The sequence below is a fragment of the Bacillus sp. G402 genome, from assembly GCF_051172515.1.
Lineage (GTDB): Bacteria > Bacillota > Bacilli > Bacillales > Bacillaceae > Bacillus > Bacillus altitudinis.
Map to the genome: position 1 here is coordinate 882,878 of NZ_JBPIZC010000002.1, position 24,182 is coordinate 907,059.

Sequence of the window (24,182 nt, forward strand, 5' to 3'; positions counted from 1 at the left end):
TTAGAGAGTCATCTGCCTTTTTTAAGGTAGGGTTAAGAAAAGCGTGAATTTTTATAAGAAAAGAGGCTTGATTTTTTAAAAAAAGAATCATTTTCAACAGGTACATATGTATGAAATGATGTTTAAGATTATACCTTTCACCTATAAATATCGAAATAAAAAAGAGGCTGATGATCGACAGCCTCTTTTCATATATTATACTTTCTTCACAAACTCCGATTTTAACTTCATCGCGCCAAAGCTAGGAATTTTACAATCAATGTTATGATCGCCTTCGACTAAACGAATCCCTTTGACCTTCGTCCCTATTTTTAAAACCGAAGAAGAACCTTTGACTTTTAAATCTTTAATCACAGTGACCGTGTCACCATCACTTAATAGATTTCCATTCGCATCTTTGACAACAAGCTGCTCCTCTGCCGCTTGTTCTTGTTCTAGCGACCATTCATGCGCACATTCTGGACAAATAAGCATGCTGCCATCCTCGTATGTATAGGTTGAACTGCACGATGGACAATTCGGTAGATTAGACATTTGTGTTTCCTCCAAAGAATAAAGTGGTCGGAAAGACATCTCACAGATATCCTTCCGATTTATTAATTAGACTTTAAATACATTAGATATATTTTTGAGTATTTTTTTATTTCTTGCCATTCTATTTCTTATTCTCTTTTGTATTTTTTCAAGATATTTCTTTTCTAACCTATGCAGAAATTTAATACTTTTTGAAGACCTTGCGACCGACATTTTCATATTTTTTGTCTCCAAATCAATCGGTTTCCCGATTAATTTGGGCATGACCTTTTTTAACGTAATCTCAGGCGCATATTCAACTTCTGGTTCATATAATCTCACTGAATCCTTCAGAGGAGCAAATACATTCAAGATGTATGGATCTGTAGGGTGTACTCGGAAAAAATCAACCGCATAATCATATAAACTTCTCTCAATATTGTCCTCATCTGTAAGCGGTAGAGCATAGAAATGGTTAATAAATTCTACAGTATAATCTTTAACGGCATCATGAAGTTTCTTTTCGTAACTTCTTGATTTGATTACCGGCTTAATTATACCATCTTTTTCAAAATAGCTCGTGATGCTTTGATATGGTATATTGGCAAATAATGACTCAACAAATATTAGTGATGTCATTTTAGAAGTGTAATTATAACGCACTGAAGTCCCTGTTGTTGGATAAATACTTCTTGCATAGTAGAATATTGTCTCTATTTCGCTTCCATATGCGTCATTTAGTAACCGATCTAAGCAATCTTGGGTGTAACCTCTTCCCCAATATTCTACAAATGCAAAACGCTCATTAAAATCAATTTCTTGCTTTAAATATTTGGTAATGATCTCTCTATCTTCTTTTGCTTTACTTAATAAATAGGCTTCGTATTTTAGAGAGTTTTTGGCTGTTGTTTTAATCGCTTCTTTTGTGTTCTTATCAATCTTATCAATAGATTTTAAATGACTTAGTTCTGGGAAAATCTCATCGAATTTAGATTCATTCATTGATAGTGCATCTAGTACACTTGCGAAATCTGTCATCCCTTCAAAATTTCCAAACACAGAATAGAATTCTTCATCCACTTTATCGATAAAAGATGGAATCCTCCATGCCTTTCTTGAACCATAAATATATTTTGTCTTTATATCATATTTATTCGCCTCAATAATTGAATCCGCTATAAGCTTAAGATAATAACCATCTCTAGAAATAAAATAAAGCGTATCAATTCCTTTTCTCATTGCATGTTTAATTGCCCAATGAATATAGGGAACAAAATACAGACTTACATAGGAATAAGCATAATAACTAGTTTCATCTTTATTTGTCTCTCTAAATCTTGCAAATAAATTTGAAGTTAAATAAGAATCATAGGTTCTTGTTCTATTGACTAGCTGCTTTTCGTATGCATTAAATTTTGTCATTTTATGATGTATAGCTTCAATATTTAAAGACTTTGCTGCTTTAAAATCAGCCACTTGATTATCCCCATAATGTACCCACTTACTGTAATTATAGTTCATTTCCTCAAACACTCTTAAATAGAGTTTTCTTGTTGTTTTTTGATCTCCATAATCACTTGATAAAAATAAAGGTAATTCAGCAAGACGTTCATCTGCATTTTTTAGCATCTCGAGGATAACCGCTTTAGGTAAATACATATCACTAATAAGAACAACATCATTCCCTTGATTAATTAGATCTACAACGTATTGTACTCTATCTTTCATAGGTTCAATATTTTCTATTTCTGCCTTAAATTCTTCTGCTCTTAAAAATTCCACTTGTTGATCAGTTAAATGATATAGCTCCTGTAACCTCGACATAATATCATCGAAGAAGATTTCTAATCTATCATCTTCCCGAATAATTAAAGATTTCTTATAATAATCCCTTACATAAGATTCAGCTTGAGATCTAACACGTGGATAGTTTTCAACTAAATATGAAGGGAACTTAAGGCCACTGTATTTAGCAGCCTCTCCAACATAGAAAAATATCCCTACAGGCTCCAGAGTTTTTCTTTGAATGAGCGTATCAAAAAGATCAAAACTATATAAAGTAGGAAAGTCCCTCTTTTCAGGACTAAACTTCAGAGTTTTTTCAATAATTTCCTCAAAGGAATGATCATTTGTGTATTTCCAAAACAAATCATAAATTTCTTCTCTTCTATCTTCTTCATTATTATCTTCGTAAGAGCTCAGGTAATCCAATAACTCTTCAAAATTATTACTAATTTTCCCAAAAGTCATCTCTTTATAATCAAAAACGAAATCTCGCAGATTATTATACTCATCATAATCAAAGATATATCGTGTGAAATGTTTGACACCAGCTGCAAGCAAGTCATAAAATATTGAAGAATAATCCATTATAGCGATATCAATTTTATTGAAGATCTCATAGATATCATTATCTTCATTCCAGAATAGTAAATGTGGACAATCTTTGTACTTTTCTTTCAGAAGATTATATTGATAATCATTATTTACCAAATAGTGCATTTTAAAAATCATTAGTATATTTTGTTCTTTTAATGTTTCTACTAATTTTTCCATATCAGGAACTGCTCTTCCGAAAAATGCAGTAGTAGATCCATCCCTAAATGTAGGAGCATATAATGCAATTTTTGTATCTTCAGGTAGCCCTTTTTCTTTTAAAACATCATGATTATACGAAGAGAATGGCTCTTTATAAGTTACAGCAGGATATCCTGCTCTAATTATTTTGTCATCATCTATGCCTACTTGTTCTTTAAAATGATTCTCCATTAAAGGGGAAGTGACTAGAAAGAGTTGGTTGTTCTTAAAGACAGAATTGTATTTAATGTACTTTTTATATATTCTCTCTTTTAATTGGACTGAATTAACTTTTCTCTCTATAGATTTACATCCAACGCCATGCCATAGATTAAGTATGACAACTTCGTCTTTAAATAATACAGGTATATGTTCTTTTACTTGATGTACAACAAAAACCCCTGCCTGCTGTTTAATTTTATCTGCTTTTTTAGAAGAGTACAATTCTGCATTGTACCCTAAACCTCTAATTCTATTAATTACTTCTTCATCGTCACACATCCAATATGCAGTAATATCTGGACGATACTTATTCACATAAATGAATAACCATTTAGGATTTCCTACAAATGAATTAGTAGCATTAAAAATCCACAATTTTTTGTCCCTGATGTTCTTCAAATTTAAAAACTCCTTTTTATTATTTTCACTTATATCAACTTACTACAAAGTAATCTCAGAAAAATTATAAATTCATAAATATATATCAACAATGAGGGACTAATTTCCTCCAACTGACATCCTAAACATTATAATTCAAAATCTCAAAATTGAATAGTTGTTATAAATTGTTTTTGGGCCTATATCATGGTGATTTCAATCCGTTTTCAAAGGTTATTTCAGAACTTTCATAATAAAAAACTTGTAGATCTACATCTACAAGTTTTTTAAATAATCCGGCTTAATTGTATCGCAGCCGCAATATTCCGTGCTGTTCTCTCTACATGCACACTAGCATCATGCATGGCTTCAGCCAGAGTCGTGACGCCAGGGACAATACTAAAAAGTGCATCAATGCCATGATCATGTACGACTGCACTGTCTTTTGAGAGGGACCCAGCGATGCCAATGACAGGGAGTCCATATTGTTTCGCAGCTTTGGCTACACCGATCGGCGTTTTGCCGTAAATGGTCTGCTGATCAATCCGGCCTTCCCCTGTAATGACTAGGTTAGCGTCCTTTAGTACGTCAGCAAAATGTACGGCTTTCAGTACAATATCGATTCCCTTTTGCAGATCAGCCTGTAAAAAGCCTAATAAACTCGCGCCCAGTCCTCCTGCCGCTCCTGCACCTGCCGCCTCACCAAAGGAGACATGAAGATGCTGCTTAGCCACTTGTGCAAAATGAGATAAATTCTTGTCCAACAGTTGAACCATTTCTGTATCTGCTCCCTTTTGAGGACCGAACACAGCAGACGCTCCTCTTTCACCCGTTAAAGGATTATCCACATCACACGCCACTTCCAGACGGACGGATCGCAATCTTGGATCCAGTCGAGATAGATCAATAGAAGCTAATTGATTCAGTGATCCACCGCCCGGCGTGAGGTCTTGGCCTGCTTTATCGAGAAAAGAAGCACCTAAACCTTGCATCATGCCAACGCCACCATCATTTGTTGCGCTTCCGCCTAGCCCAATGATTAAATGCTTCGCTCCTTTATCCAGCGCTGCAAGCATTAATTCTCCTGTCCCTCTAGACGTCGTGAATAAGGGGTTCCGTTTTTCTGGCGGGACAAGATGTAATCCTGATGCTGCTGCCATCTCTATGACAGCTGTCTGCCCATCTCCCAACATACCAAAAAAGGCATCCACAGGTTTGCCAAGCGGGCCTGTGACCACTTGCTGGACAATGGTTCCGCCTGTCGCATCCACTAACGATTGAACTGTGCCTTCTCCTCCATCTGCCATTGGGATTTTCATATATTCTGCATGTGGCAAAATAGAGCGAAATCCTCGTTCGATGGCACATGCTGTCTCATAAGCAGATAAACTTTCTTTAAATGAATCTGGTGCGATCACAATTTTCATCCAAAAACCCCTCGTTTCTCATTAAGTCCTCAGCCGAACAGCTGGAAAATACCAAAGATAATGGTCGATACCACAGTTAATGTCAAACCAATTAACGATTCAAAGGGCATTAATTTCAACCGTTCTTTTATATCCATTTGAACACTTCCCGCCGTTGCATGGAAAAAGCTTCCGTGCGGCATATGGTCTAGCACAGTTGCGCCAGCGTGAATCATAGCTGCGCCTGAAAGGGCAGATACACCAAGACCAATAAGAGTTCCGCTAAATACACCACTTGCAACTGCCGTCCCTGCAGTTGTCGAAGCTGTGGCTGCCGACATAAAAATTCCAGACGTTGGTGCAAGCAAGTAAGGAGGTAATCCCGAAGCGTCAAGCGCCTGAATAAATACCTCTTTCATGGAAGAATTCGATACAATTCCAGCTAATGTGCCTGTCCCTAGTAACATGATCGCTACACCTGACATTTTATGCAGCCCTGACATCGCATAATCATTGAGAAACTTCCCTTTTTTCATGAAAAGAGCGCCAACAATTCCTCCTATTGGTAAGGCAATCATTGGATCAATATTTATTTGAAACAACGGTCTTAAGGCTAACAAGAGAATGGTCACAAGCGGGCCTATAAGCGCTTGTAGAAAACCAGGTACTTGAACCTCGCCTTGGTCAGCTCCCTCTTCCAAAACAGGTGTCCCTTTATTCGCAAGCTTTTTGGCTAATACATACGTGACGGCTATCCCGAAAATAGCCGGTATAACACCTGCCGCCATCAGGGAAGTAAGCGGTACACCAAAGGCATCAGAGGCTGCAATGGCATTCGGATTCGGTGACATGATATTCCCCGCCTTCCCTCCTCCAATCATCGCAAGTAAAATCCCCGTTTTAGAAAGTTTTGCACGCTTGGCAATGGCAAGTGCGATTGGTGATACTGTAATGACTGCTACATCTACAAAAACACCCACCGTTGTTAAAATCATTGTTGCAAGTGCGAGTGCTAAAAGTGCCCTCGCCTCTCCAAGTTTTTTCACGATGGCCTCCGCAATAGATAACGCTGCACCCGACTCAATTAAAACCCCTGCCAGTACACCTGCCGCCATGATTCGAAGAACAGCTGGAATCATGTCCTTTGCGCCTTCCATCATGATGTTCACGGTCTGCACAACATCTACACCGCCAACCAAACCGCCAATAAATGCGCCTGCCAACATGCCATAAGCAGGTGATACTTTTTTTAAAATGAGAACAATAGCGATCACAAGCGCAGTCAATGCGCCCAATGTACTTACTGTCACATCTCCACCCATTCTCCATCCCTCCTGATTGTCTTTTATTAATTGTAAGCGTTTACTCATTGGGATCGAGTTGTGAATCTAAATGAACTTCTTTTATTTATTACTTCATCCAGTTGTGCAAATGCACAATTAAGACAGTTGATGGTCCAATTGTGCTATGTACAGCTCCATCAACTGTTTCACATGACGAGGGTCTTTTCCGGTCAATGCCTGGATTTTATCTAACCGATATCGCAGTGTATTACGGTGAATAAATAGACGATCAACGATTCTTTGTAAATCCCCGCCCTCTTCAATGTAAACCTTTAACGTTTGAACGAGCTCCATTTCTTGTATCAGCGGATGATAAAAATCACTCCACCGTTTGCCCTCTTTGGCGGCTCTCGCTTTTATAAACAAGCTTTCAAGCTGATAAGATTCAAAGACATATATGCTTTCCTCTGGATGGAGCACCTTTCCTAACCGCAGGGCCTCTCTCGCATGCTGAAAGGACAACGGTAATTGACTCATGTCCTCAGCGACAGTTCCTACACCCACTAGCACTTGTCCATCAACTGCACCTGCCATTGTTTGTTGCAGCTGTTCGATCACATGCTTGAATTGATGGTCACATATCGGCTGTCTTAACAGGATTAATTCATGACGGAAGGTCATGCCTAGTAAATCATCCGCATTCTTATCGTATTGAATGGCATGCATCATTTTGTGTACAGTATCCTCGGACGATGGAATCGGCTGAAAAACAATAGCCATTCGCCGCTTGTCTAGATCCATTCCAAGCCAGTCAGCACGGTGCTTCAACTGATGATCACCCATGTCAGACTCGGAGATGAGCTGATTCACAATTTCACTCTCTATTCGCTGCCGCCACTGGAAGCGTTCAAGTAGAAAAGACTGCTCTAATACGAGTTCAGCTGCCATTTTCACCAGCTCGGCATGATGACGAATGTCCCCTGGCTCACCCGTAATCCCAATGACACCAACGACTTGTTCGTGAAAGCAAATAGGCAGATTGATTCCAGGTCTCACGCCTTTTAAGCGGCGGGACGTCTCCTGATCAATCTCCACACTATCTCCGCTTGACAGCACTAGACGTGCTCCATCATGTTTTTGTCCAATCCTTTTTCGTTCACCAGACCCAATAATGACACCATCTGCATTCATGACATTGATGTTTTGATGTAAAATATGCATCGTACGTTCAACCATCTCTTGCGCCAATTCACTGGTTAAAAATTGCATTCTGCATCTCTCCTGAAGGGGTTTTCATTCAATGTATCATAGTGTCATTGCACAATAAATGCAAAGCCGAAAAAAACAGCCATTGACAAGGATACGCCAAAAAGTGTTTAATCAAATCAAGGGACCGACCGACAGTCTAGTCAAAAGAAAGGATGGCTTTATGAGAACCGTTAAACATCCTGAGGAACGCAAAAATGACATCTTAAATGCAGCAGAGAAGCTTTTTTCAACCAAAGGCTATCAGCAAACCACAATTATTGACATCCTCAAAGCCGTTGGCATTGCAAAAGGCACATTCTATTATTACTTTACTTCCAAAGAAGAAGTGATGGATGCAATCATTGACCGGATCATAAAAGCAGATATCATCGAGGCAAAGCGTATTGCCGCTGATCCAGATATCTCAGTGGTTGATAAATTATTTCGCATCATCATGGCACAATCTCCTAAACAGGGCAGCCATAAAGAAGGCATGATCGAACAATTTCATCAGCCTGCTAATGCAGAGATGCATCAAAAAAGCTTGATCAAAGCCATTACAGAGCTATCACCCGTTTTAGCAGAAGTCATTCAGCAAGGGGTAGAAGAAGGGTTATTTCAAACGGATTATCCGCAAGAGACGGTCGAATTTCTCCTCGCTTCTGCACAGGTTATCTTTGATGAGGGACTTTTCCAATGGACCACAGCGGAAAGCATACAACGGGCGCTAGCATTTATCGCAATCCTTGAAGCCTCTTTACATGCAGAAAAGGGAAGTTTCTCCTTCCTTCTCCAACGTTTAACCGGAGAACCGGAAGACAATAATCAGTGATTGGTCACTTCAATACCAATCCTGCATACATTATAGACTGACGGTCGGTCTAAAAGGAGAGTGATTTTCATGTCGTTATCAGCCAAAAATGGCTCCACCCATTTTATCTATCTCGTTCTCGGGCAAATTATTTCCGTTTTCGGGTCTTCCTTGATTCGTTTTGTTCTATCTTTACACGTCTTGGATATGACACATCGTGTTGATTTATATGCTTTGCTTTTCGCTTTATCCAATATTCCGCTCCTCCTTTCGCCATTAGCAGGAGCAATTGCTGACCGGTTTAACAGAAGAAATTTGATGATTTTATTTGATGTTCTTACTGGCATTATGATTCTGGCTTTTTATTTCTGGTTATTTTCTGGTCATGATTCACTTTATATGATTGGAGCCGTCATGATTCTCCTTGGTGTCATGAGTACATTTTATGCTCCTGCTGTGATGTCCAGTATTCCTCAACTAGTGAAAGAAGAAAAATTAGAACAAGCGAATGGCATCGTGAATGGCGTGCAGGCCCTTTCAGGTGTTGTCGCTCCTATCATTGGCGGCGTTTTATACGGACTCATTGGGAGCCAGGTCATCATAGGTGCTAGCAGCATTGTATTTTTTCTATCAGCATGCATGCTTTTACGGTTAAATATCTCTTTCTCACCTAGCCCACTAGCAGAACCGATGACCAAAGTACTCTTGAAAGATATGAAACAAGGCTTTTCCTATATCGGAAGCCAGTCATTTTTAAAAAGAGCCATGCTGCTTGCAGCGCTGCTAAATTTCATCCTCACACCATTTTTTATCGTTGGAGGTCCCATTATTTTAAGGGTCACAATGAAAAGCAGTGACATCATGTATGGAATAGGGATGGGCATCATTGAGTTTGCCGTCATCGCAGGCGCCCTGCTAGTTGGGCTTGTAGCGAAACATTGGCGCATTCCTACTTTGTATCGCTGGCTGCTCGTCATCGCAGTCATTTTGCTGCCTGTTGCTTTTTCAACATCCAAGATGGCTCTTCAATTTGGTACATTTCCAGCCTATTTTCTCTTTTTAGCAGGGTGTCTCCCAATTGCCATGCTGCTCACCATGATTTCGATCGTTGTCATCTCACATGTGCAAAAGAAAACACCCAATGCTCAATTAGGAAAAGTCATGGCCAATCTAACAATGGTCTCTCAATGTGCTGCACCGCTCGGGCAAATGATGTACGGGTTCTTGTTCAACACTTTTTCCGCCAGCATGTATGTGACCGTGTTAATCGTCAGTGCCTTGATGTTTGCACTTGCCTTCCTTACAAAAAATATGCTTCGACATGAAGGAGAATCAGCCTCATGAGATTGACGTTTATCAAGAAAGACCTAACCCGCCACCGTCTCATTTCAATCGGCTTAACCCTTTGCATCATGATGACATCATTTTTAGCAACAAGCGCTGCGCAAATGACAGTCCAGTTGAATGGTTCCATTTCTGATTTACTCCAATCAGCCAAAGCACCAGACTTTGTCCAAATGCACGATGGGAGCTTAGATGAAAAAGCGGTCGATACATTTTCAAGTAAACAGTCGATGGTGAAGGCACATCAAATTGTTCCAATGATTCCGATCGAACACGTCAGCATCAAGTTCGGGCAGGAGCCTGCTCAAGCGGGGGTGATGGATCATTTATTTGTAAAGCAAAATCGCTATTTTGATTTCCTTTTAAACGAACGAAATGAAAAGCTCACTGTAAATAAAGGAGAAGTAGCAGTCCCTATTTATTTTCAACAAAAATACCATTTAAAGATTGGCGAAAGGTTACTCATTTCAAAAGGCTCTCATCAATTCTCTTTTCAAATCAAAACGTTCTTACGAGATGCCCAAATGAATCCAAGTCTTGTCAGTTCAAAGAGATTTCTTCTGCATGATGCGGACTGGGCGGCACTGAATCAAGTGTTTCAAAAAAAGGAGTACTTAATTGAATTTTTATTGCATGATGCTAGTCAAGCAGATGCTTTTCAAACACTCTATCAATCATCTGAGCTTCCACAACAGGGGCCTGCTGTCACATTACCCCTGCTTCGCATGCTGAATGCTCTAACAGATGGTATGGTGATCGCCATTCTCCTTCTTGTCTGCTTTCTGCTCATTAGCATTTCTCTCCTCTCTCTTCGTCTCGCTATGACCGCCGCTATAGAAGAGGATGAACGTGAAATTGGAATCTTAAAAGTACTTGGAATCCCTTTATCAAAAATCAAACAATTATACGCTGGGAAATATGCTGTGCTTGCCTGTATAGGGTGTATAGCAGGATATTTAATGACGCTCATGTTTGGTGATTTGTTTACAGCCAATATTCAGCAATATATGGGGAATCGCCTCTCTTTTATTCATCAGGTGATCCCGCTTTTGGTGTCAATTTTGACGGCAATGATCGTCATCTCATTCAGTTATACTGTCCTAAGGAGATTTGGTCAAATATCAGCCGCTCAAGCCATTCAAGGCGGCATAAGCTCACCAAGCCATAAAAAACAAATTCCTATGCACCTCCAGAAAAACAGATTCCTCCCAGTTAATTTTTGGTTTGGTTTGAAAGATCTGTTCTCGCGAATAAAGATGTATTCAACAATTACCTGTATTATTGCGCTTTGTACATTTTTAATGTTAATGCCGATTCAGTTATGGTACACATTACAATCACCCGATTTCATCACATATCTTGGCTCAGGAAAAAGTGACCTTCGAATTGATATTCGGCAGGGAAATCATTTAGAGAAAAGTACAAATAAAATAGAGTCTATGATTAGCGTAGACCAAGACATTCAAACATCTGCCGTCTATGAAACAACTTCTCTACAAGCCAAAACAATGGAGAATACACTAGAAACGCTCTATTTAGAAACAGGTGATCTATCAGCATTCCCTCTCACCTATTTACAAGGACGGGAACCGTTGAAGGAGAAAGAGATTGCTTTATCGGTGTTAAGTGCTGACTCACTTCAGAAAAAGATAGGCGAAAAAGTCACTCTCGCCACAAATGGACAGCAAGTTCAAAAAATAGTTACCGGCATTTATCAAGACGTCACCAACGGAGGGAAAACAGCTAAATCATTATCTCAGCCTTTTCCTCATTCATCCCTTTGGAAAACCATTCAAATACAATTAAAACAAGGAATAGATATGGCAGGGAAAAAAGCAACACTTGAAACAAATATGTCTCCTGCAAAAGTGACGGATATGAAAGAATATGTGCATCAAACAATAGGAAGCACCGCATCTCTAGTAAAAGTGATTGCATTATTTTCAACCATCGCAGCTTTTGGAACAGCCAGCCTCATGTTAATGATGTTTCTGCACATGTTAAGGGCGAAAGATTTAAATCGTACTCACTTGTTAAGGACGATTGGTTTTTCTCAAAAAGATTTAACCTATCAATACTTAACAAGTTTTATCGTCGTTCTCTCTATTGGTGCCTTCATTGGAGCAATCGCTGTTCATACTATTGGTCCGGCATTGATGAGTGCAGGCGGCGCATCATTAGGAGCATCAAGCCTTCAGTGGTTAGCCCCGAAATGGGTTTGGATCGTGTATCCTCTCCTGCTGTTTATAGTGAATTTAACTGTCATCTCGTGGTTATTGAAGTCCTTTTTTTCTAGTAAAATCAGTCGTCATACTCTTTCATAAGGAGATGTTTCACATGGAACAATTAATTGAAGCGAAGCAATTGTCTTTACAAATTGATTCATTAAAAGGACAAAAACAGACCATTCTTAGAAATATTCACTTAACCATTAAACGTGGAGAATTTGTCACCATTATGGGACCTTCAGGGTGCGGAAAAACCTCTTTGCTTTATCAACTTAGCGGTATAGAGACATCCTCCAGAGGAGAAATCAAATATAAAGGTCAACTGCTATCAGAAATGACAGACAAACAGTTAACAGCTTTGCGCTTATCAGAGATGGGATTCGTCTTTCAACACAGCCACTTACTAAAAAACCTCACTCTATTTGATAACATCATTGCTGCAGCTTACTTAGCGAAGAAAATGCCGAGAAAAGAAATCAATGAACGAGCGAAATATTTAATGGAGAAACTTGATATTGATCATTTAGCTGATAGATATTTATCAGAAGTATCAGGAGGACAGCTCCAAAGAGCCTCTATCTGTCGAGCTCTTATGAATGAACCAAACATTCTTTTTGCCGATGAGCCCACAGGTGCTCTTAATTCAAGCACCACAAAGGAAGTCATGGATATTTTTTCACAAATCAATTCTGAAGGAACAACTTTGCTTCTCGTCACCCATGATCCAAAAGTGGCCCTTTGCTCTGAAAGAATTTTATTTATGAATGACGGTGAAATTTCAGCCCATTTAAATTTAGGAAAATACGATCGCTTTACCGCTGAGAAACGAGAGGCCTTGTTAAACAAGTGGTTACAAAACTTAGGGTTTTAATTGGTGTCAAACAGGCAGAAAGCTGCCTGTTTTATTTTTTCTTACACTCAAAGGAGTAATCCATAGTCAAACTATTTGTTTCTAGTATGATTTTGCCGTCTTCTTGTTGACAAGATTTTGTCAGCAACTCAATTTCTTTGCTATAAAAGTATCTCTTTGAGATATAAAGAGTGACTAAAACAAGTAAAAGCGTCGTCATCACAATTGTCATTTGCCAGTTTAACATTTGAAATCTTTTTTTCATTTCAACATCCTTTCTGAAAGGTCAACACTTGCCTCGAATATTCACCTTTCTCAGTAACTACCAGTTTCTTTTCCAAAATCATCTAGCAACATCATAACTGATTTTCCCTTCTAGATCGACCTTTCATTGTTCTTCTCTCATAGCTAAAAAAGCTTTATTTCATATATTCGGATGGTATTTTCGACCATAAACTTAAAACTAATAGTATCTATCACGTTTTTAGACTTCCAAAAAAAGATTTTACTCATTTGAATAAACAATCAATCATCAATACAATAACGTACATCTCATGACATAAGGTCCTTTTTATTACCTCCTGTCAATCACCTCCCAGAAACGATTATATTTTACCAAAAATTGTGATATCGTTTTTTATTGAAACAGGCGAAAGGATGTTAAAGAGGTGAAATTTCCATGAAAATCATTTCAGCTGAACAGGTGGGGAACCGTTTAAATGATTGGCGAATTGCCATTCGTAAGCATGATGTGCACAATGCAAAGACCATCTACACAGAATTAAAGGAATTACTTCAAGAGATGGAAGAGAATCAGGAGGTCTTGACCTACTATTCATTGCTAGAAGGCAAATTTAAGCTCATGTTATATGAACGAAGAGGTAAAAAACTGAATGAACCGACAGTGCTAGAATACCCTTCTAAAACAAACGACTTAATTGAATACTATTTTTACCTATATAAAGCCCTTTACGCTTCATATAACAGAGACTATGCATCAGCCATCGGACTGTTTAAAATTGCTGAGAAAAAACTGCAAAACATTCCTGATGAAATAGAAGTAGCAGAATTCCATACGAAGGTCGCAAACCTATATATGATGCTTCGCCAAAGCCTGATTTCACTTCATTATATTCAGAATGCCATCGATATTTTCAAAGGTCATGATGGCTATGAAAGAAGACTGGCAGCAGCTTTTGTGATCGCAGCCACCAACTTCATGGATATTGGCGATTTCAAAAGAGCTGAGAATTACTACACAAAAGCATTACACATCTCAAATCAATTAAACGATCATTTTCTAGCATCACAGCTTTATCACAATATCAGTATTCTATATGCCGAAGCTGGAGAATCAAAAAAATGTATTGATGCCCTAGAAAAGGCTCTTAGTGATGATGACTACCTTTCATCTTGTTATTTCGAACACTCCATGTTTATGTTACTAAAAGAGCTGCTCTCCATTGATGAAAAGTCGCAAGCTCTCTATTATTTTGAATTAGTCAAACAAAAACAAGAAATAGACAGAAACCCCATCTATACAGCAAAAATGAATTTTCTCTATCACCTATATTTCACTGAAGACATATCCAAAAAAGCTCAAACCTGTTTCGATGACATCAGTATTCTGAAAGAATTAAAGGATGTTGAAGGTGCCCGTGAATTAAGTGCACTAGCTGCCAAACACTTTGAAGAGCTGGGTTCAATTCACCAAGCATATCTCTTTTTGAAGGATGCCTATCAATTGGAACACACTACACTTAATTGGAGGAATTATGATGAAAAAAGTGAGTTTACTCATTTTCGCTTTAGCCATCGTTGTTTTCGGACAAACGGTGTCTTACAATTCGTTAAATGATACAAATCTTAACCCAACAGAACGACCTATTGGAACATAAACCGTACAATACAAATAACCACTTGCCTCATTACAAGGCAAGTGGTCCACATTTATTTTAGTTCTTGATAAGAAATGAGGCGGTGAATATGTACCGCCAGATACGTAAGTTCGTCATTTGGAATAACAATACTGTGCACCTGTTTAATATAATCTTTGATTTTGAAAGCCACATCCATCGCTTGAGGATACAAGTGTGCAATTTGTTCAAACAACTCATTTTCTTGATCTGATAATAATTTATTTGCGTAAAATCTTTCAACAAAGAATTTCACATGTGTAATAAATCGGCTGTAATGAATATTCTCTTGATCCATTTTCATATTCAACGTATAGCGGACGAGATTCACAATACTTCCGATCATCTTGGCATACTTCATGCCATCTTTGGAATCGGACTCTTCACCTAACGCATTAATTAAATGGAAGGCGATATTGGCCGCTTCTTCCTTTGGTAATTGTATGCCCAATGTATTGTTGACTAACTCAAGCGCATAATTACCTACTTCAAATTCTTCGGTATAGTAGTTTTTGATTTCCCAGTATACTCGATTTGTAATATTAATATTCTTCTTGTGCCGTTCTACTGCAAAATTCAAGTGGTCCATCAAGGTAAAATAGACACCAGAATTCAGCCTCGAGTTTAAGCGTTTTTCAGCATATTGAACAATATGCTGAGTTAAATCGATAAACTCTTGTGGCATTGAATCTAATAGTTGGAGAAACTCCTTCGCTCTCATGTTATCGACAGACATAAACACTTGATCTGCCTTCTTTTCTTCAATCATTTGACCTGGTTTTTGTCCATAACCAATCCCCCGGCCGAATAGAACCATCTCCTGTTGGTTCTGATCTTCAGCCAGAACCACACTCGAGTTTAAAACTTTTTTGATTTTAAACATCGTCATCACCTGTTTTCATGATTGTGGTTTTTCAATCAAGCGATTCACCATTTGTTTCAATGACCTTTTTGTACCAATAAAATGAGTCTTTACGAGAACGTTTTAATGTACCGTTTCCATCGTCATCTTGATCTACATGAATAAACCCGTATCGTTTTGACATCTGTGATGTACCTGCACTTATAATATCAATTGAGCCCCAGCTCGTATATCCGAAGAGGTCAACGCCTTCTTCCACCGCTTCTCTCATTTGGCGGAAATGCTCTTTGAAATAGTTAATACGATAATCATCGTGAATTGATCCATCACTTTCAACAACATCTTTTGCACCCATGCCGTTTTCTACAATGATCAGTGGTTTTTGATAACGATCATATAATTCTATTAAAGAAATTTTCAGACCAACCGGATCAATTTGCCATCCCCAATCAGTAGATGGAAGGTAAGGATTTTTGACCCCACGGATGGTATTTCCATCCGTTTTTTCTAATCCTTCATCAGCTGATTCAGTTAAAGACATATAGTAGCTGAACGAGATAAAATCTACTGTATTTTCTTTTAAAATAGAAAGATCATCTGATTCCATTTGGATATGAATGTTTTTTCTCTCAAGCATGCGCTTGATAAGCGGAGGGTATTCACCAAATACCTGAACATCTGCATAGAAATAGTTTTCTAAGTTTTGTTTCAATGCCCGCTCCACATCATTCGGATGACAAGTGTGCGGATACGTTGTTAATTTTGTCAGCATACACCCTACTTGACTGCCTGGTATGATGCGATGACAATCTGCTGTTACGAGTGCAGAGGCAATGAATTGATGATGGAGTGCTTGATAAACCGTCTCTTCCTCTTTCCCTTCTGGGCAGCGATCAGGAATAATTCCTGCTGTAATAAAAGAGTGGCGGTGAATACTATCTATTTCATTAAAGGTCAGCCAATATTTCACATCATGTTTATAGCGTTCAAAACATACATTGGCGAACTTAACAAAGAGATCAACGACTTTTCTTTCAACCCAGCCATTATATTTCACGCTCAGTGCTAACGGCATTTCATAATGTGACAGCGTCACAATCGGTTCTATGTTGTGTTTTTTCATTTCTGCAAATAAACGATCGTAAAATTGGAGTCCTTTTTCATTTGGTTCTTTCTCTTCTCCAGTTGGGAAGATACGGCTCCATGCAATAGAAATGCGAAGAGTTTTAAAACCCATTTCAGCAAATAGAGCCAAATCCTCTTTATAGTGATGATAGAAATCAACACCTCTGCGTTTTGGATACTTTTTATCATCTGGGTCTTTCATCGCTCGATCTATATTTTCAGAAGTAACAGCTAGATGCCCTTCATAATCTTCTACACTCAAATTAGACCGGTACATCGCAATATCAGCAACAGATGGGCCCTTTCCATCTACATTCCAAGCGCCTTCTGCTTGGTTGGCGGCAATGGCGCCGCCCCATAAAAATCCTTTTGGAAAACCTTTTATTGTCGTCATATGTTTAGCCTCCTAATTGGGTGATAACCATCAATGTATCTTGGCGATTGACCTCTTTTAATGGCTGTACCTTAATATCATATTGATCTGTATTCGTGATGACAGCAAGCGTAACTGGATCGTATCCTGCTTCCATGATTTTTTCTACATCAAATTCAATGAGTAAATCCCCTGCTTGTACACGATCTCCTGCCTGCACTTTTGGATAAAAATACTGTCCTTCCAACTGTACAGTATCAATGCCAATGTGGAATAATACTTCCACCCCTTTGTCCGTTTTCATACCAAGTGCATGGTTTGTTTCGAACAGCAAGGTGACCTCACCTTCTACTGGTGCATATAGCGCTCCTTCTGAAGGAACAATGGCAATTCCGTCTCCCATGACCTTTGAAGAGAAAATATCATCTTTTACTTCAGCTAGAGAGATCATTTGACCAATCACAGGGCTTTTGAAAGTTTCCCCTGCTCCAATTTGTTCAGCAAATGCTTCTTGATCATTTGACTTTTCTTCTACTTTTTTATCCTTACCTAATACAAAAGCAGCGATAAAAGCAACAACGAAGGAAATGACAGCTCCAATGACAGCAAACATTAGATTTCGTGGAAGCTCATCTGATATAAACATCGACATACTGGCTAATCCAGGGCCAACAAGTACAAATGCTTGTATACCAACTAATCCAATGAATATCCCACCAACAAATGAACCAATCATGACACTTCCAAGTACGCGTTTATTTTGAAGTGTCACACCATACAAAGCAGGCTCTGTGATGCCAAAAAATGCTGAAATTCCTGCCGAAATGGCTGTTGATCTGAGTACCTTGTCTTTCGTGCGTAGTGCCACTGCAAAACATGCTCCACTTTCCGCAATATTATGCGCAAGTGATGCTGGTAAATAAAGTGCTTCTTTCCCGAGGTTCCCCATCGTTGTCACTGCATAAGGGACCATTGCTTTGTGCATGCCTGATGCAACCATAAACGGGAGTACCGCTGCTAAAATTGCGACAGCTACCCAACCTACTGTATTAAACATCGCAAGAATAACGGATGAAAACCCTTGTCCTGCTGTAAAACCAAGTGGTCCTAATAACAGTAACGTAACGGGTACAGTAATGACTAATGACATCATTGGGACAAAGAAAATCCGAATTGGTTTTGGTGAAAATCGTGTGAAGAATTTTTCCATTTGAGCGTAAAGCAATACAGAAAGGATTGCTGGAAACACTTGATACGCATAAGCTATATTTTTTACGTCGAATGACATTAATTGCGCACCTTCAGTAAGCATGGCTGTCATGTTCGGAAGAAGGAGTGCACCGACTGCTGATAATGCGACCAGTGGGTTTACCTTTAGTTTATTTGCCGTTGTGACAGCGACTAGTAATGGCAGGAAGTATAGTGGTGCGTCACCCACCATGTTCAGTATTTGATAGGTTTGGCCTTTTGCATCCACCCAGCCTAATAAAGAGAAAAGGAGAAGAAATGATTTTAAAATCCCTCCGCCTGCGATAGCCGGAACAAGCGGCTGGAAGACACCCACAATGAAATCTAATAGAACTGTGCCTACTTTTCTTTTTTCTTTTGGCTGATTGGATGGCACGCCTTGCCCAGACGAGCTGCCTCCCATTAAATTTGTTACCTTTTGATACACTTCAATCACGTCATTCCCAATGACTACTTGGCATTGTCCTGACATTCTAACTGCTATGACACCTGGTGTTTTTTCTAATGCCTGTACATCTGCTTTTTTCTGATCAATTAGTGTGAAGCGAAGTCTTGTTGAGCAGTGCTCAAGGTGCGCAATGTTTTCTTTACCACCTACATGCTGTAAAACGTCTTTGGCGACTTGTGTGTAATCCATTTTTTCTCCTCCTTTTCTCATACATGAGACCTATATTTTGGCAATAAAAAAAGGATCTAAAACGACAAATTAAAGAAATTCATCGTTTTTAGATCCTGCCTGCATGACCAGTCACATGTCTAATTTATTTATATTGGATTTGTTTTTAGTATATATTGATTATATGAAAGCGTCAACATTTATTTTTCTAAAAATTATTAAGGTCTATATACCTAAATTAATTTTCTTTAATTTAGTTAAAGCAACCTTTCTCACTTTTTTTATACACCAATATTTTTTATCATCAATAAGAACTCTTTATTAATAAAAAACCAGATAAGTTCACTCATCTGGTTTCTTATCATCTATTTTTTTCTTTCTTCCGCCTGCTTTTTGAATGCTTTCGCTTGTTTTTGGTATTCCTGTTTCGTAACTGCTTTTAACTCTACAGTACCGCCTGTCATTTTAAATGGAAGTTTGATTGATTTTACATCTCGATCAGTGGAACCTATAATGATTCCATCTTCAATTGAAGGCTCATAGCCCATAAAAAAAGTTCTTCCATCCGTTTCACCCGAGACTTCTAATCTCATTTCTTTATAAGACTTACAATCTTCTTCAGGAACAGTTGTGATTAGAAGGGAGCCGGTCCATCCAATCTCAATATGCATGGTTTTCACCTGTAAAAATAATTGTTTGTCCTTTGCCGTATAGAGAAAGCCATATACCTTTGCCACTTTCTCCTTGAAGTTTCTCATACTATCATAAAACCTATCTTCAGCGGTATCGAATAGATAATCATATCGTTTTTGAATCTCTTTATGATATTTATCTAGGTTTTTTTGATTGATTGCCTTATATATCATACTTTTCTTTTCGCCTTGTTTTTTTACTGAAAGGTCTTTTCCTGAAAAGTGAACTTCGTATACGATCGTTTCTTTACCTTGTGTGACTTTGAATTCATACCCATTTTCTTTTGAACTGCCAGATACGACAAATTGTTTTTTATAGATTTGCGGATCCCACCTTACTTCTTCTATATACTTTTCATTCAAATGCCCCGTTACTTTGCCTTTATTCTCCGATATCTCAAACCAGCTCATTTTATCCTTCGTTTTATACGCAAATGCATAGGCATGATTCAATGAATTCTTTTGTGCGATTGCTTGATATGTTGTCCAGCCTCCTCCACCTAAGACGAGTACTGCCAGGATAGACACGACCCACATTTTCAATTTACTCATAGGTACCTCCACTAATATATGATTTAAAAAATCTTCATTATCCCTATTTATTCAACTAAATTCTGATCGTCCTGAAATGCCATTCACAACAATCATCTGTTCCAACACGATCTACTTTTGCCATTCTTTCGCCTTCTTTTTGAATGCTTCTGTTTGTTCTTGATATTCCTCTTTCGTGACCGCTTTAAATTCTATTGTCCCGCCTGCCATTTTAAAAGGAAATTTAATGTATGTTGCATCTCGGTCAGTTTCACCTAAAATAAAACCCTTTTCAATTGCAGGATAAGTACTCAAATCAAACATCATCCCATCTGAAACTCCACCGGCTGTATGCTTCGTTTCTTTATAAGGTTCACCACCATCTCCTGGGGCCTTTCTCATTAGAAAAGAACCTGCCCATTCAGACTGCATATACATTCGTTTTACTTTTAGAAATAGTTGGTACGAACCATCCTCTGCCGTATACAGATAACCATAAGCGCCTGTTACTTTCTTAATGAAGTTTCGTACATAATCATGAAATCTATTTTCCGTGTCATCCATCAGTTTCTCATATCGAGTATGAATGTCCTGTTGAACAGCACGTAGGTTTATTTGATCAACTGCTTTGTATGTGATGCTGTGCTTTTCACCTTGTTTTTTCACAGAAAGATCTTTTTCGGCAAGGTGAACTTCATATGTGACCGTTTCTTTCCCTTGCTTCACATAAAATTCGTAACCGTTTTCAATTGATTTTCCGGTTAATTGATATTTGTTGATAAATAGATTGGGATCATAATGCCTTTGCGGATTTTCCTCTAAAATGGTTTCGTTCAGCTGGCCTGTTACTTTTCCGTTTCTCTCCGTTACCTTGAACCAGTTCACACGATCATGAGTCTTATATGCAAAGGCGTAGGGATGATTCAAACCACTCTTTTGTGCGATTGCTTGATAGGCTATCCAGCCGCCTCCACCAATCAGTAGTACCGTCAGAATAGTCATGATCCAGATTTTCGATTTACTCATATGTCCCCCCCAAACTATGATCGTTCATTCTATATGAAGGATTCATCTCATTGATTAACAAATCAGTGATCTCTTCACCTCCTTTCTAGCATTTATTTTTTTCTCATACCTCTTGTATCTGCAGTTATACATCGTTTATTATATATCTAAATGATATATCTTTTAGATAGGTGTGTTGATCAATGAAAAAATACAATGATACGACGTATGCGATTTTGGGGATTTTAACGACAGATTGTAAGTCTGGGTATGAAGTGAAGCAATTAATTGATAGGAGCTTGCATCACTTTTGGAAAATTAGTTATGGACAAATTTATCCAGCTTTAAAGTTAATAGTCGAGGAAGGGCTTGCGAAGGTTTCACCCACTTCTACAACTGGCCGCTCAGACAAGCGGGAATATCATCTAACTGAAAAAGGGCTGGACACGTTGAGGCAATGGCTGGCGCAGCCGCTCGATCAAGTACCATCAGAACGAAATGAGGTGTTATTAAAGTTATTTTTTGGTCAATATCTTTCGTTTGAGAAAAAATTGGTGCTTTTACAGGATTATGAGAGGCAGCTCCGTATCCGTTATGAGACATATGTTGCGATTGAACAAAACATTCAAGAGCTGTATCCAGATGAAGCTGATGCGAAGTATTGGCTGTATACGTTAAATTACGGAAAGAAAGTGGCGCAGGCTGGAATTGATTGGTGCGTGGAGACCTGTGAATCAATGAGGAAAGAAGGGTGAACAAATGAAAAAAAATATACGTGCAGGCAGGTATACAACAGACAATTCTGAGCCGATTGTTGTGTTCATTATCGGAATGAGAATCAATAAACGCTGGGCTGTCCATCAATGGCTGCCAGTATTTAAGGCGATGCCGGGGATGATCAAAGAACTTTATACACATCAAGAAGAACTTGGTTTTCTCGGGACAGAAAATTACTTCGGTTTACGCACCACCACCATGATCCAATATTGGAAATCAACAGAGGACCTCCTTGCCTATGCCAAGATGGAGAAGCATTTGGCTGCTTGGAAAGGATTTAACCAAAGAGCACGACATAATGACGCGGTCGGAATTTATCATGAAACGTATCAAATTCAAGCCGGCTCATATGAATCTATCTACGTGAACATGCCTTCATATGGATTGAGCAAAGCTAAAGCACCCATCCTAATTGGAAAAGGGAAAGGAAAAGAAACCGCAAAAGAACGCCTTTCCACAACAAATTCCTAGAGCTGGTTCTCTAGGAATTTCTTTTTGCAACCATCACAAAATGTTTTAATATGCGGGCAGTTAATCCCCAAATGGTGTAACGATTGTAATCATAAAACCACTCTTCAATCGAACGACTCCCCCAGCTGTATTTTTCACCATTCATGATTTTTTCATAAGGAAAGTCCTCTCCTGGTGTTGGCTGCACCGATACATGGTGTAAGTACGGTTCGTATTGGCTGAGCCATGATAGAGGCACAGTAAAGGTCTCCTCTACTTCTTCTTGATTAAAGGAATGTTTGACCTGCTGTTCATCAATAATCCCGACAAATGGATATACCACAAAGGATGGTGAGGCAATATAAGGACTGAGCTGTCCTAACACCTTGACGGATTCGGGCGGAATTCCTAGTTCTTCATATGTTTCCCGCAGTGCAGCTTCTTGTGCGGTTTCGCCACCGTCGAGTTTGCCTCCTGGGAAGCTAATATCGCCAGGCTGTTTTCTCATCGTCAGTGATCGCACTTCAAATAAAACATGCCATTCCCCGTCTACTTGCACCAAAGGGACAAGGACTGCCGCTTTGAACGCTGTCTCTTCTCCGATAAATAGCGGCTGTGATTGATGTAAGTCACTTTTTAATTGATCAATGAACATGGGCATCACCTATTTTCTGTTTCTCTTTTCTTTAGCGTATCATTGATTCTCTTTTGAATAAAGGCGATCTTTCTGACAATTATTTTTATCATTTTGACAACTATACTTGTCAAAATGAATATAATACTTTACAATCAAGATAACATTTTGATCAGAGTTGAGGTGACAGAATGAAAAATCGGCTAAAAGAGCTGCGGGCGCGTGATGGTTTAAACCAAACGGAGCTTGCGAAACGGGCAAAGGTTTCCCGCCAGACGATCAGCTTAATGGAACGAGATGAATTAATGCCGTCCCTCTTACTTGCTATGAGGCTTTCACGTATTTTTCAAGAACCCATTGAACATATTTTTCTATTCGAGGAGGATGAACTCACATGAAAACTGTATACAAAATGCTCTTAGGTGCTCTCCTTGGTTTTCTCGGTGCTTACTGTTTGCTGGCAGCCGAATTTGAGCTGACACTTCTGCAAGCTGCATTTGAAGCGACTCTTGTCATCACTGGCTTGACAGTTCTATTCATCATTTATTGTTTTTCAGGCATTTCACGCATGAAGAAAAGAGTCTCTCTTTCAGTATCTGGTGATGAGGAAGATGAACTAGAGGTAAAACAGTACCGAACCTTTACTGATGTAACGTTAGCTAATACGGTGAGTACCATTTTATCGATCATTGCAATTGGTATTTCCATCGTAACCGAGCAGCCACTCTGGCTGATTCTCGTAAATGCTGCCTTATTTTTGATCACCGTCATTCTTTCTTATGCATCGATCTCTGTCCTAAAGCTCGTCTATCCTAATCGTCAACTACCTAGTCCAACCGATAAAGATTATGGCAAAAAACTGCTCGCCATTTCTGATGAAGGCGAAAAGCATGTGATGCTCGATGGACTTTTTCACACTTTCCAAATGATGAATATTTTATTGACCGGTGCCATGTTTATTTTGATTGTCTATTCTCTTGGCGCCAATCACTCTCAACTCTTCTCCATCATCGTCGTTGGACTTGTACTGATCATTCTTAATGCATACTATATGTTAAAGATTCGAAATCGTTAAATAAGCAAAAGCACAGCC

The 24,182-nt window shown here is 38.8% G+C and carries 20 protein-coding genes; 9 read left to right on the forward strand and 11 right to left on the reverse strand.

Features of this window, described 5'->3' with window-relative positions; genetic code table 11:
* Positions 1 to 195: 195 nt before the first annotated feature.
* The 5 genes from ACSBQP_RS13105 to ACSBQP_RS13125 form a co-directional block, all read right to left on the reverse strand.
* Entirely contained in the window at positions 196 to 534 is a 339-nt protein-coding gene (locus tag ACSBQP_RS13105; RefSeq protein ID WP_017359922.1) for a zinc ribbon domain-containing protein YjdM, read from the reverse strand.
* A 66-nt stretch (positions 535 to 600) separates the two neighbouring features.
* Positions 601 to 3,711 carry a CDP-glycerol glycerophosphotransferase family protein gene (locus ACSBQP_RS13110; RefSeq protein WP_435028477.1) on the reverse strand — a complete coding sequence of 1,037 codons (3,111 nt, stop codon included), beginning with the start codon at positions 3,709 to 3,711 and terminating at the stop codon, positions 601 to 603.
* Between the two features lie 266 nt (positions 3,712 to 3,977).
* The gene (locus tag ACSBQP_RS13115; RefSeq protein ID WP_217816547.1) at positions 3,978 to 5,117 is read right to left on the reverse strand and encodes a glycerate kinase; all 1,140 of its coding nucleotides are present in this window, start codon (positions 5,115 to 5,117) and stop codon (positions 3,978 to 3,980) included.
* A 29-nt stretch (positions 5,118 to 5,146) separates the two neighbouring features.
* Entirely contained in the window at positions 5,147 to 6,418 is a 1,272-nt protein-coding gene (locus tag ACSBQP_RS13120; protein WP_217816546.1) for a GntP family permease, read from the reverse strand.
* A gap of 117 nt (positions 6,419 to 6,535) precedes the next feature.
* Complete coding sequence (locus ACSBQP_RS13125) at positions 6,536 to 7,648, reverse strand: CdaR family transcriptional regulator (protein WP_217816545.1); 1,113 nt, start codon at positions 7,646 to 7,648, stop codon at positions 6,536 to 6,538.
* Between the two features lie 160 nt (positions 7,649 to 7,808).
* On the opposite strand from ACSBQP_RS13125, the gene ACSBQP_RS13130 reads away from it, so the two are divergent.
* From ACSBQP_RS13130 to ACSBQP_RS13150, 5 genes are all read left to right on the forward strand, one after another.
* Positions 7,809 to 8,459 carry a TetR/AcrR family transcriptional regulator gene (locus tag ACSBQP_RS13130; RefSeq protein ID WP_217816559.1) on the forward strand — a complete coding sequence of 217 codons (651 nt, stop codon included), beginning with the start codon at positions 7,809 to 7,811 and terminating at the stop codon, positions 8,457 to 8,459.
* A gap of 69 nt (positions 8,460 to 8,528) precedes the next feature.
* The gene (locus ACSBQP_RS13135; RefSeq protein ID WP_217816544.1) at positions 8,529 to 9,782 is read left to right on the forward strand and encodes an MFS transporter; all 1,254 of its coding nucleotides are present in this window, start codon (positions 8,529 to 8,531) and stop codon (positions 9,780 to 9,782) included.
* The gene (locus ACSBQP_RS13140; RefSeq protein ID WP_435028478.1) at positions 9,779 to 12,106 is read left to right on the forward strand and encodes an FtsX-like permease family protein; all 2,328 of its coding nucleotides are present in this window, start codon (positions 9,779 to 9,781) and stop codon (positions 12,104 to 12,106) included. The genes ACSBQP_RS13135 and ACSBQP_RS13140 overlap by 4 nt, the downstream gene beginning before the upstream one ends.
* 13 nt (positions 12,107 to 12,119) lie before the next feature.
* A complete protein-coding gene (locus ACSBQP_RS13145) occupies positions 12,120 to 12,881 on the forward strand; it encodes an ABC transporter ATP-binding protein (protein WP_025208278.1) in 762 nt (253 codons plus the stop codon).
* 658 nt (positions 12,882 to 13,539) lie between these two features.
* Complete coding sequence (locus tag ACSBQP_RS13150; protein WP_056703965.1) at positions 13,540 to 14,718, forward strand: tetratricopeptide repeat protein; 1,179 nt, start codon at positions 13,540 to 13,542, stop codon at positions 14,716 to 14,718.
* A gap of 92 nt (positions 14,719 to 14,810) precedes the next feature.
* Here ACSBQP_RS13150 and ACSBQP_RS13155 read toward each other — a convergent pair whose 3' ends face one another.
* The 5 genes from ACSBQP_RS13155 to ACSBQP_RS13175 form a co-directional block, all read right to left on the reverse strand.
* Entirely contained in the window at positions 14,811 to 15,659 is an 849-nt protein-coding gene (locus ACSBQP_RS13155) for a PRD domain-containing protein (RefSeq protein WP_048001212.1), read from the reverse strand.
* Positions 15,660 to 15,690: 31 nt separating this feature from the next.
* Complete coding sequence (locus ACSBQP_RS13160; RefSeq protein ID WP_025208280.1) at positions 15,691 to 17,157, reverse strand: glycoside hydrolase family 1 protein; 1,467 nt, start codon at positions 17,155 to 17,157, stop codon at positions 15,691 to 15,693.
* Between the two features lie 4 nt (positions 17,158 to 17,161).
* Positions 17,162 to 19,021 carry a beta-glucoside-specific PTS transporter subunit IIABC gene (locus ACSBQP_RS13165; RefSeq protein ID WP_435028479.1) on the reverse strand — a complete coding sequence of 620 codons (1,860 nt, stop codon included), beginning with the start codon at positions 19,019 to 19,021 and terminating at the stop codon, positions 17,162 to 17,164.
* Positions 19,022 to 19,365: 344 nt separating this feature from the next.
* Entirely contained in the window at positions 19,366 to 20,244 is an 879-nt protein-coding gene (locus tag ACSBQP_RS13170) for a hypothetical protein (protein WP_046344836.1), read from the reverse strand.
* Between the two features lie 111 nt (positions 20,245 to 20,355).
* Positions 20,356 to 21,249: a hypothetical protein gene (locus ACSBQP_RS13175; protein WP_435028480.1), complete on the reverse strand. Its 894-nt coding sequence runs from the start codon at positions 21,247 to 21,249 to the stop codon at positions 20,356 to 20,358.
* Positions 21,250 to 21,431: 182 nt separating this feature from the next.
* Between ACSBQP_RS13175 and ACSBQP_RS13180 the strand changes: the two genes are divergently transcribed.
* Both ACSBQP_RS13180 and ACSBQP_RS13185 read left to right on the forward strand, forming a co-directional pair.
* Positions 21,432 to 21,983 (forward strand): PadR family transcriptional regulator, encoded by a 552-nt coding sequence (locus tag ACSBQP_RS13180; RefSeq protein ID WP_035703942.1) that lies wholly within the window; start codon positions 21,432 to 21,434, stop codon positions 21,981 to 21,983.
* Positions 21,984 to 21,987: 4 nt separating this feature from the next.
* Complete coding sequence (locus tag ACSBQP_RS13185; RefSeq protein ID WP_241511651.1) at positions 21,988 to 22,476, forward strand: DUF4188 domain-containing protein; 489 nt, start codon at positions 21,988 to 21,990, stop codon at positions 22,474 to 22,476.
* Positions 22,477 to 22,486: 10 nt separating this feature from the next.
* Here the strand turns inward: ACSBQP_RS13185 and ACSBQP_RS13190 are convergent, their stop codons facing one another.
* Entirely contained in the window at positions 22,487 to 23,110 is a 624-nt protein-coding gene (locus ACSBQP_RS13190) for an NUDIX hydrolase (RefSeq protein WP_048001214.1), read from the reverse strand.
* Between the two features lie 170 nt (positions 23,111 to 23,280).
* Here ACSBQP_RS13190 and ACSBQP_RS13195 point away from each other — a divergent pair, with 170 nt between their 5' ends.
* Both ACSBQP_RS13195 and ACSBQP_RS13200 read left to right on the forward strand, forming a co-directional pair.
* A complete protein-coding gene (locus ACSBQP_RS13195) occupies positions 23,281 to 23,487 on the forward strand; it encodes a helix-turn-helix transcriptional regulator (RefSeq protein WP_008347396.1) in 207 nt (68 codons plus the stop codon).
* A complete protein-coding gene (locus ACSBQP_RS13200) occupies positions 23,484 to 24,164 on the forward strand; it encodes a DUF3169 family protein (protein WP_148779889.1) in 681 nt (226 codons plus the stop codon). The genes ACSBQP_RS13195 and ACSBQP_RS13200 overlap by 4 nt, the downstream gene beginning before the upstream one ends.
* The last annotated feature ends 18 nt before the right edge of the window (positions 24,165 to 24,182 follow it).

Excerpts from the sequence above, each read along its gene's own strand:
- ACSBQP_RS13120 (WP_217816546.1), bottom strand. The coding sequence starts at position 6,418 with ATGGGTGGAGATGTGACAGTAAGTACATTGGGCGCATTGACTGCGCTT.
- ACSBQP_RS13165 (WP_435028479.1), bottom strand. The coding sequence starts at position 19,021 with ATGGATTACACACAAGTCGCCAAAGACGTTTTACAGCATGTAGGTGGT.
- ACSBQP_RS13135 (WP_217816544.1), top strand. The coding sequence starts at position 8,529 with ATGTCGTTATCAGCCAAAAATGGCTCCACCCATTTTATCTATCTCGTT.
- ACSBQP_RS13150 (WP_056703965.1), top strand. The coding sequence starts at position 13,540 with ATGAAAATCATTTCAGCTGAACAGGTGGGGAACCGTTTAAATGATTGG.
- ACSBQP_RS13145 (WP_025208278.1), top strand. The coding sequence starts at position 12,120 with ATGGAACAATTAATTGAAGCGAAGCAATTGTCTTTACAAATTGATTCA.
- ACSBQP_RS13130 (WP_217816559.1), top strand. The coding sequence starts at position 7,809 with ATGAGAACCGTTAAACATCCTGAGGAACGCAAAAATGACATCTTAAAT.
- ACSBQP_RS13185 (WP_241511651.1), top strand. The coding sequence starts at position 21,988 with ATGAAAAAAAATATACGTGCAGGCAGGTATACAACAGACAATTCTGAG.
- ACSBQP_RS13125 (WP_217816545.1), bottom strand. The coding sequence starts at position 7,648 with ATGCAATTTTTAACCAGTGAATTGGCGCAAGAGATGGTTGAACGTACG.
- ACSBQP_RS13175 (WP_435028480.1), bottom strand. The coding sequence starts at position 21,249 with ATGAGTAAATCGAAAATCTGGATCATGACTATTCTGACGGTACTACTG.
- ACSBQP_RS13140 (WP_435028478.1), top strand. The coding sequence starts at position 9,779 with ATGAGATTGACGTTTATCAAGAAAGACCTAACCCGCCACCGTCTCATT.
- ACSBQP_RS13105 (WP_017359922.1), bottom strand. The coding sequence starts at position 534 with ATGTCTAATCTACCGAATTGTCCATCGTGCAGTTCAACCTATACATAC.
- ACSBQP_RS13170 (WP_046344836.1), bottom strand. The coding sequence starts at position 20,244 with ATGAGTAAATTGAAAATGTGGGTCGTGTCTATCCTGGCAGTACTCGTC.
- ACSBQP_RS13195 (WP_008347396.1), top strand. The coding sequence starts at position 23,281 with ATGAAAAATCGGCTAAAAGAGCTGCGGGCGCGTGATGGTTTAAACCAA.
- ACSBQP_RS13180 (WP_035703942.1), top strand. The coding sequence starts at position 21,432 with ATGAAAAAATACAATGATACGACGTATGCGATTTTGGGGATTTTAACG.
- ACSBQP_RS13190 (WP_048001214.1), bottom strand. The coding sequence starts at position 23,110 with ATGTTCATTGATCAATTAAAAAGTGACTTACATCAATCACAGCCGCTA.
- ACSBQP_RS13155 (WP_048001212.1), bottom strand. The coding sequence starts at position 15,659 with ATGTTTAAAATCAAAAAAGTTTTAAACTCGAGTGTGGTTCTGGCTGAA.
- ACSBQP_RS13160 (WP_025208280.1), bottom strand. The coding sequence starts at position 17,157 with ATGACGACAATAAAAGGTTTTCCAAAAGGATTTTTATGGGGCGGCGCC.
- ACSBQP_RS13200 (WP_148779889.1), top strand. The coding sequence starts at position 23,484 with ATGAAAACTGTATACAAAATGCTCTTAGGTGCTCTCCTTGGTTTTCTC.
- ACSBQP_RS13115 (WP_217816547.1), bottom strand. The coding sequence starts at position 5,117 with ATGAAAATTGTGATCGCACCAGATTCATTTAAAGAAAGTTTATCTGCT.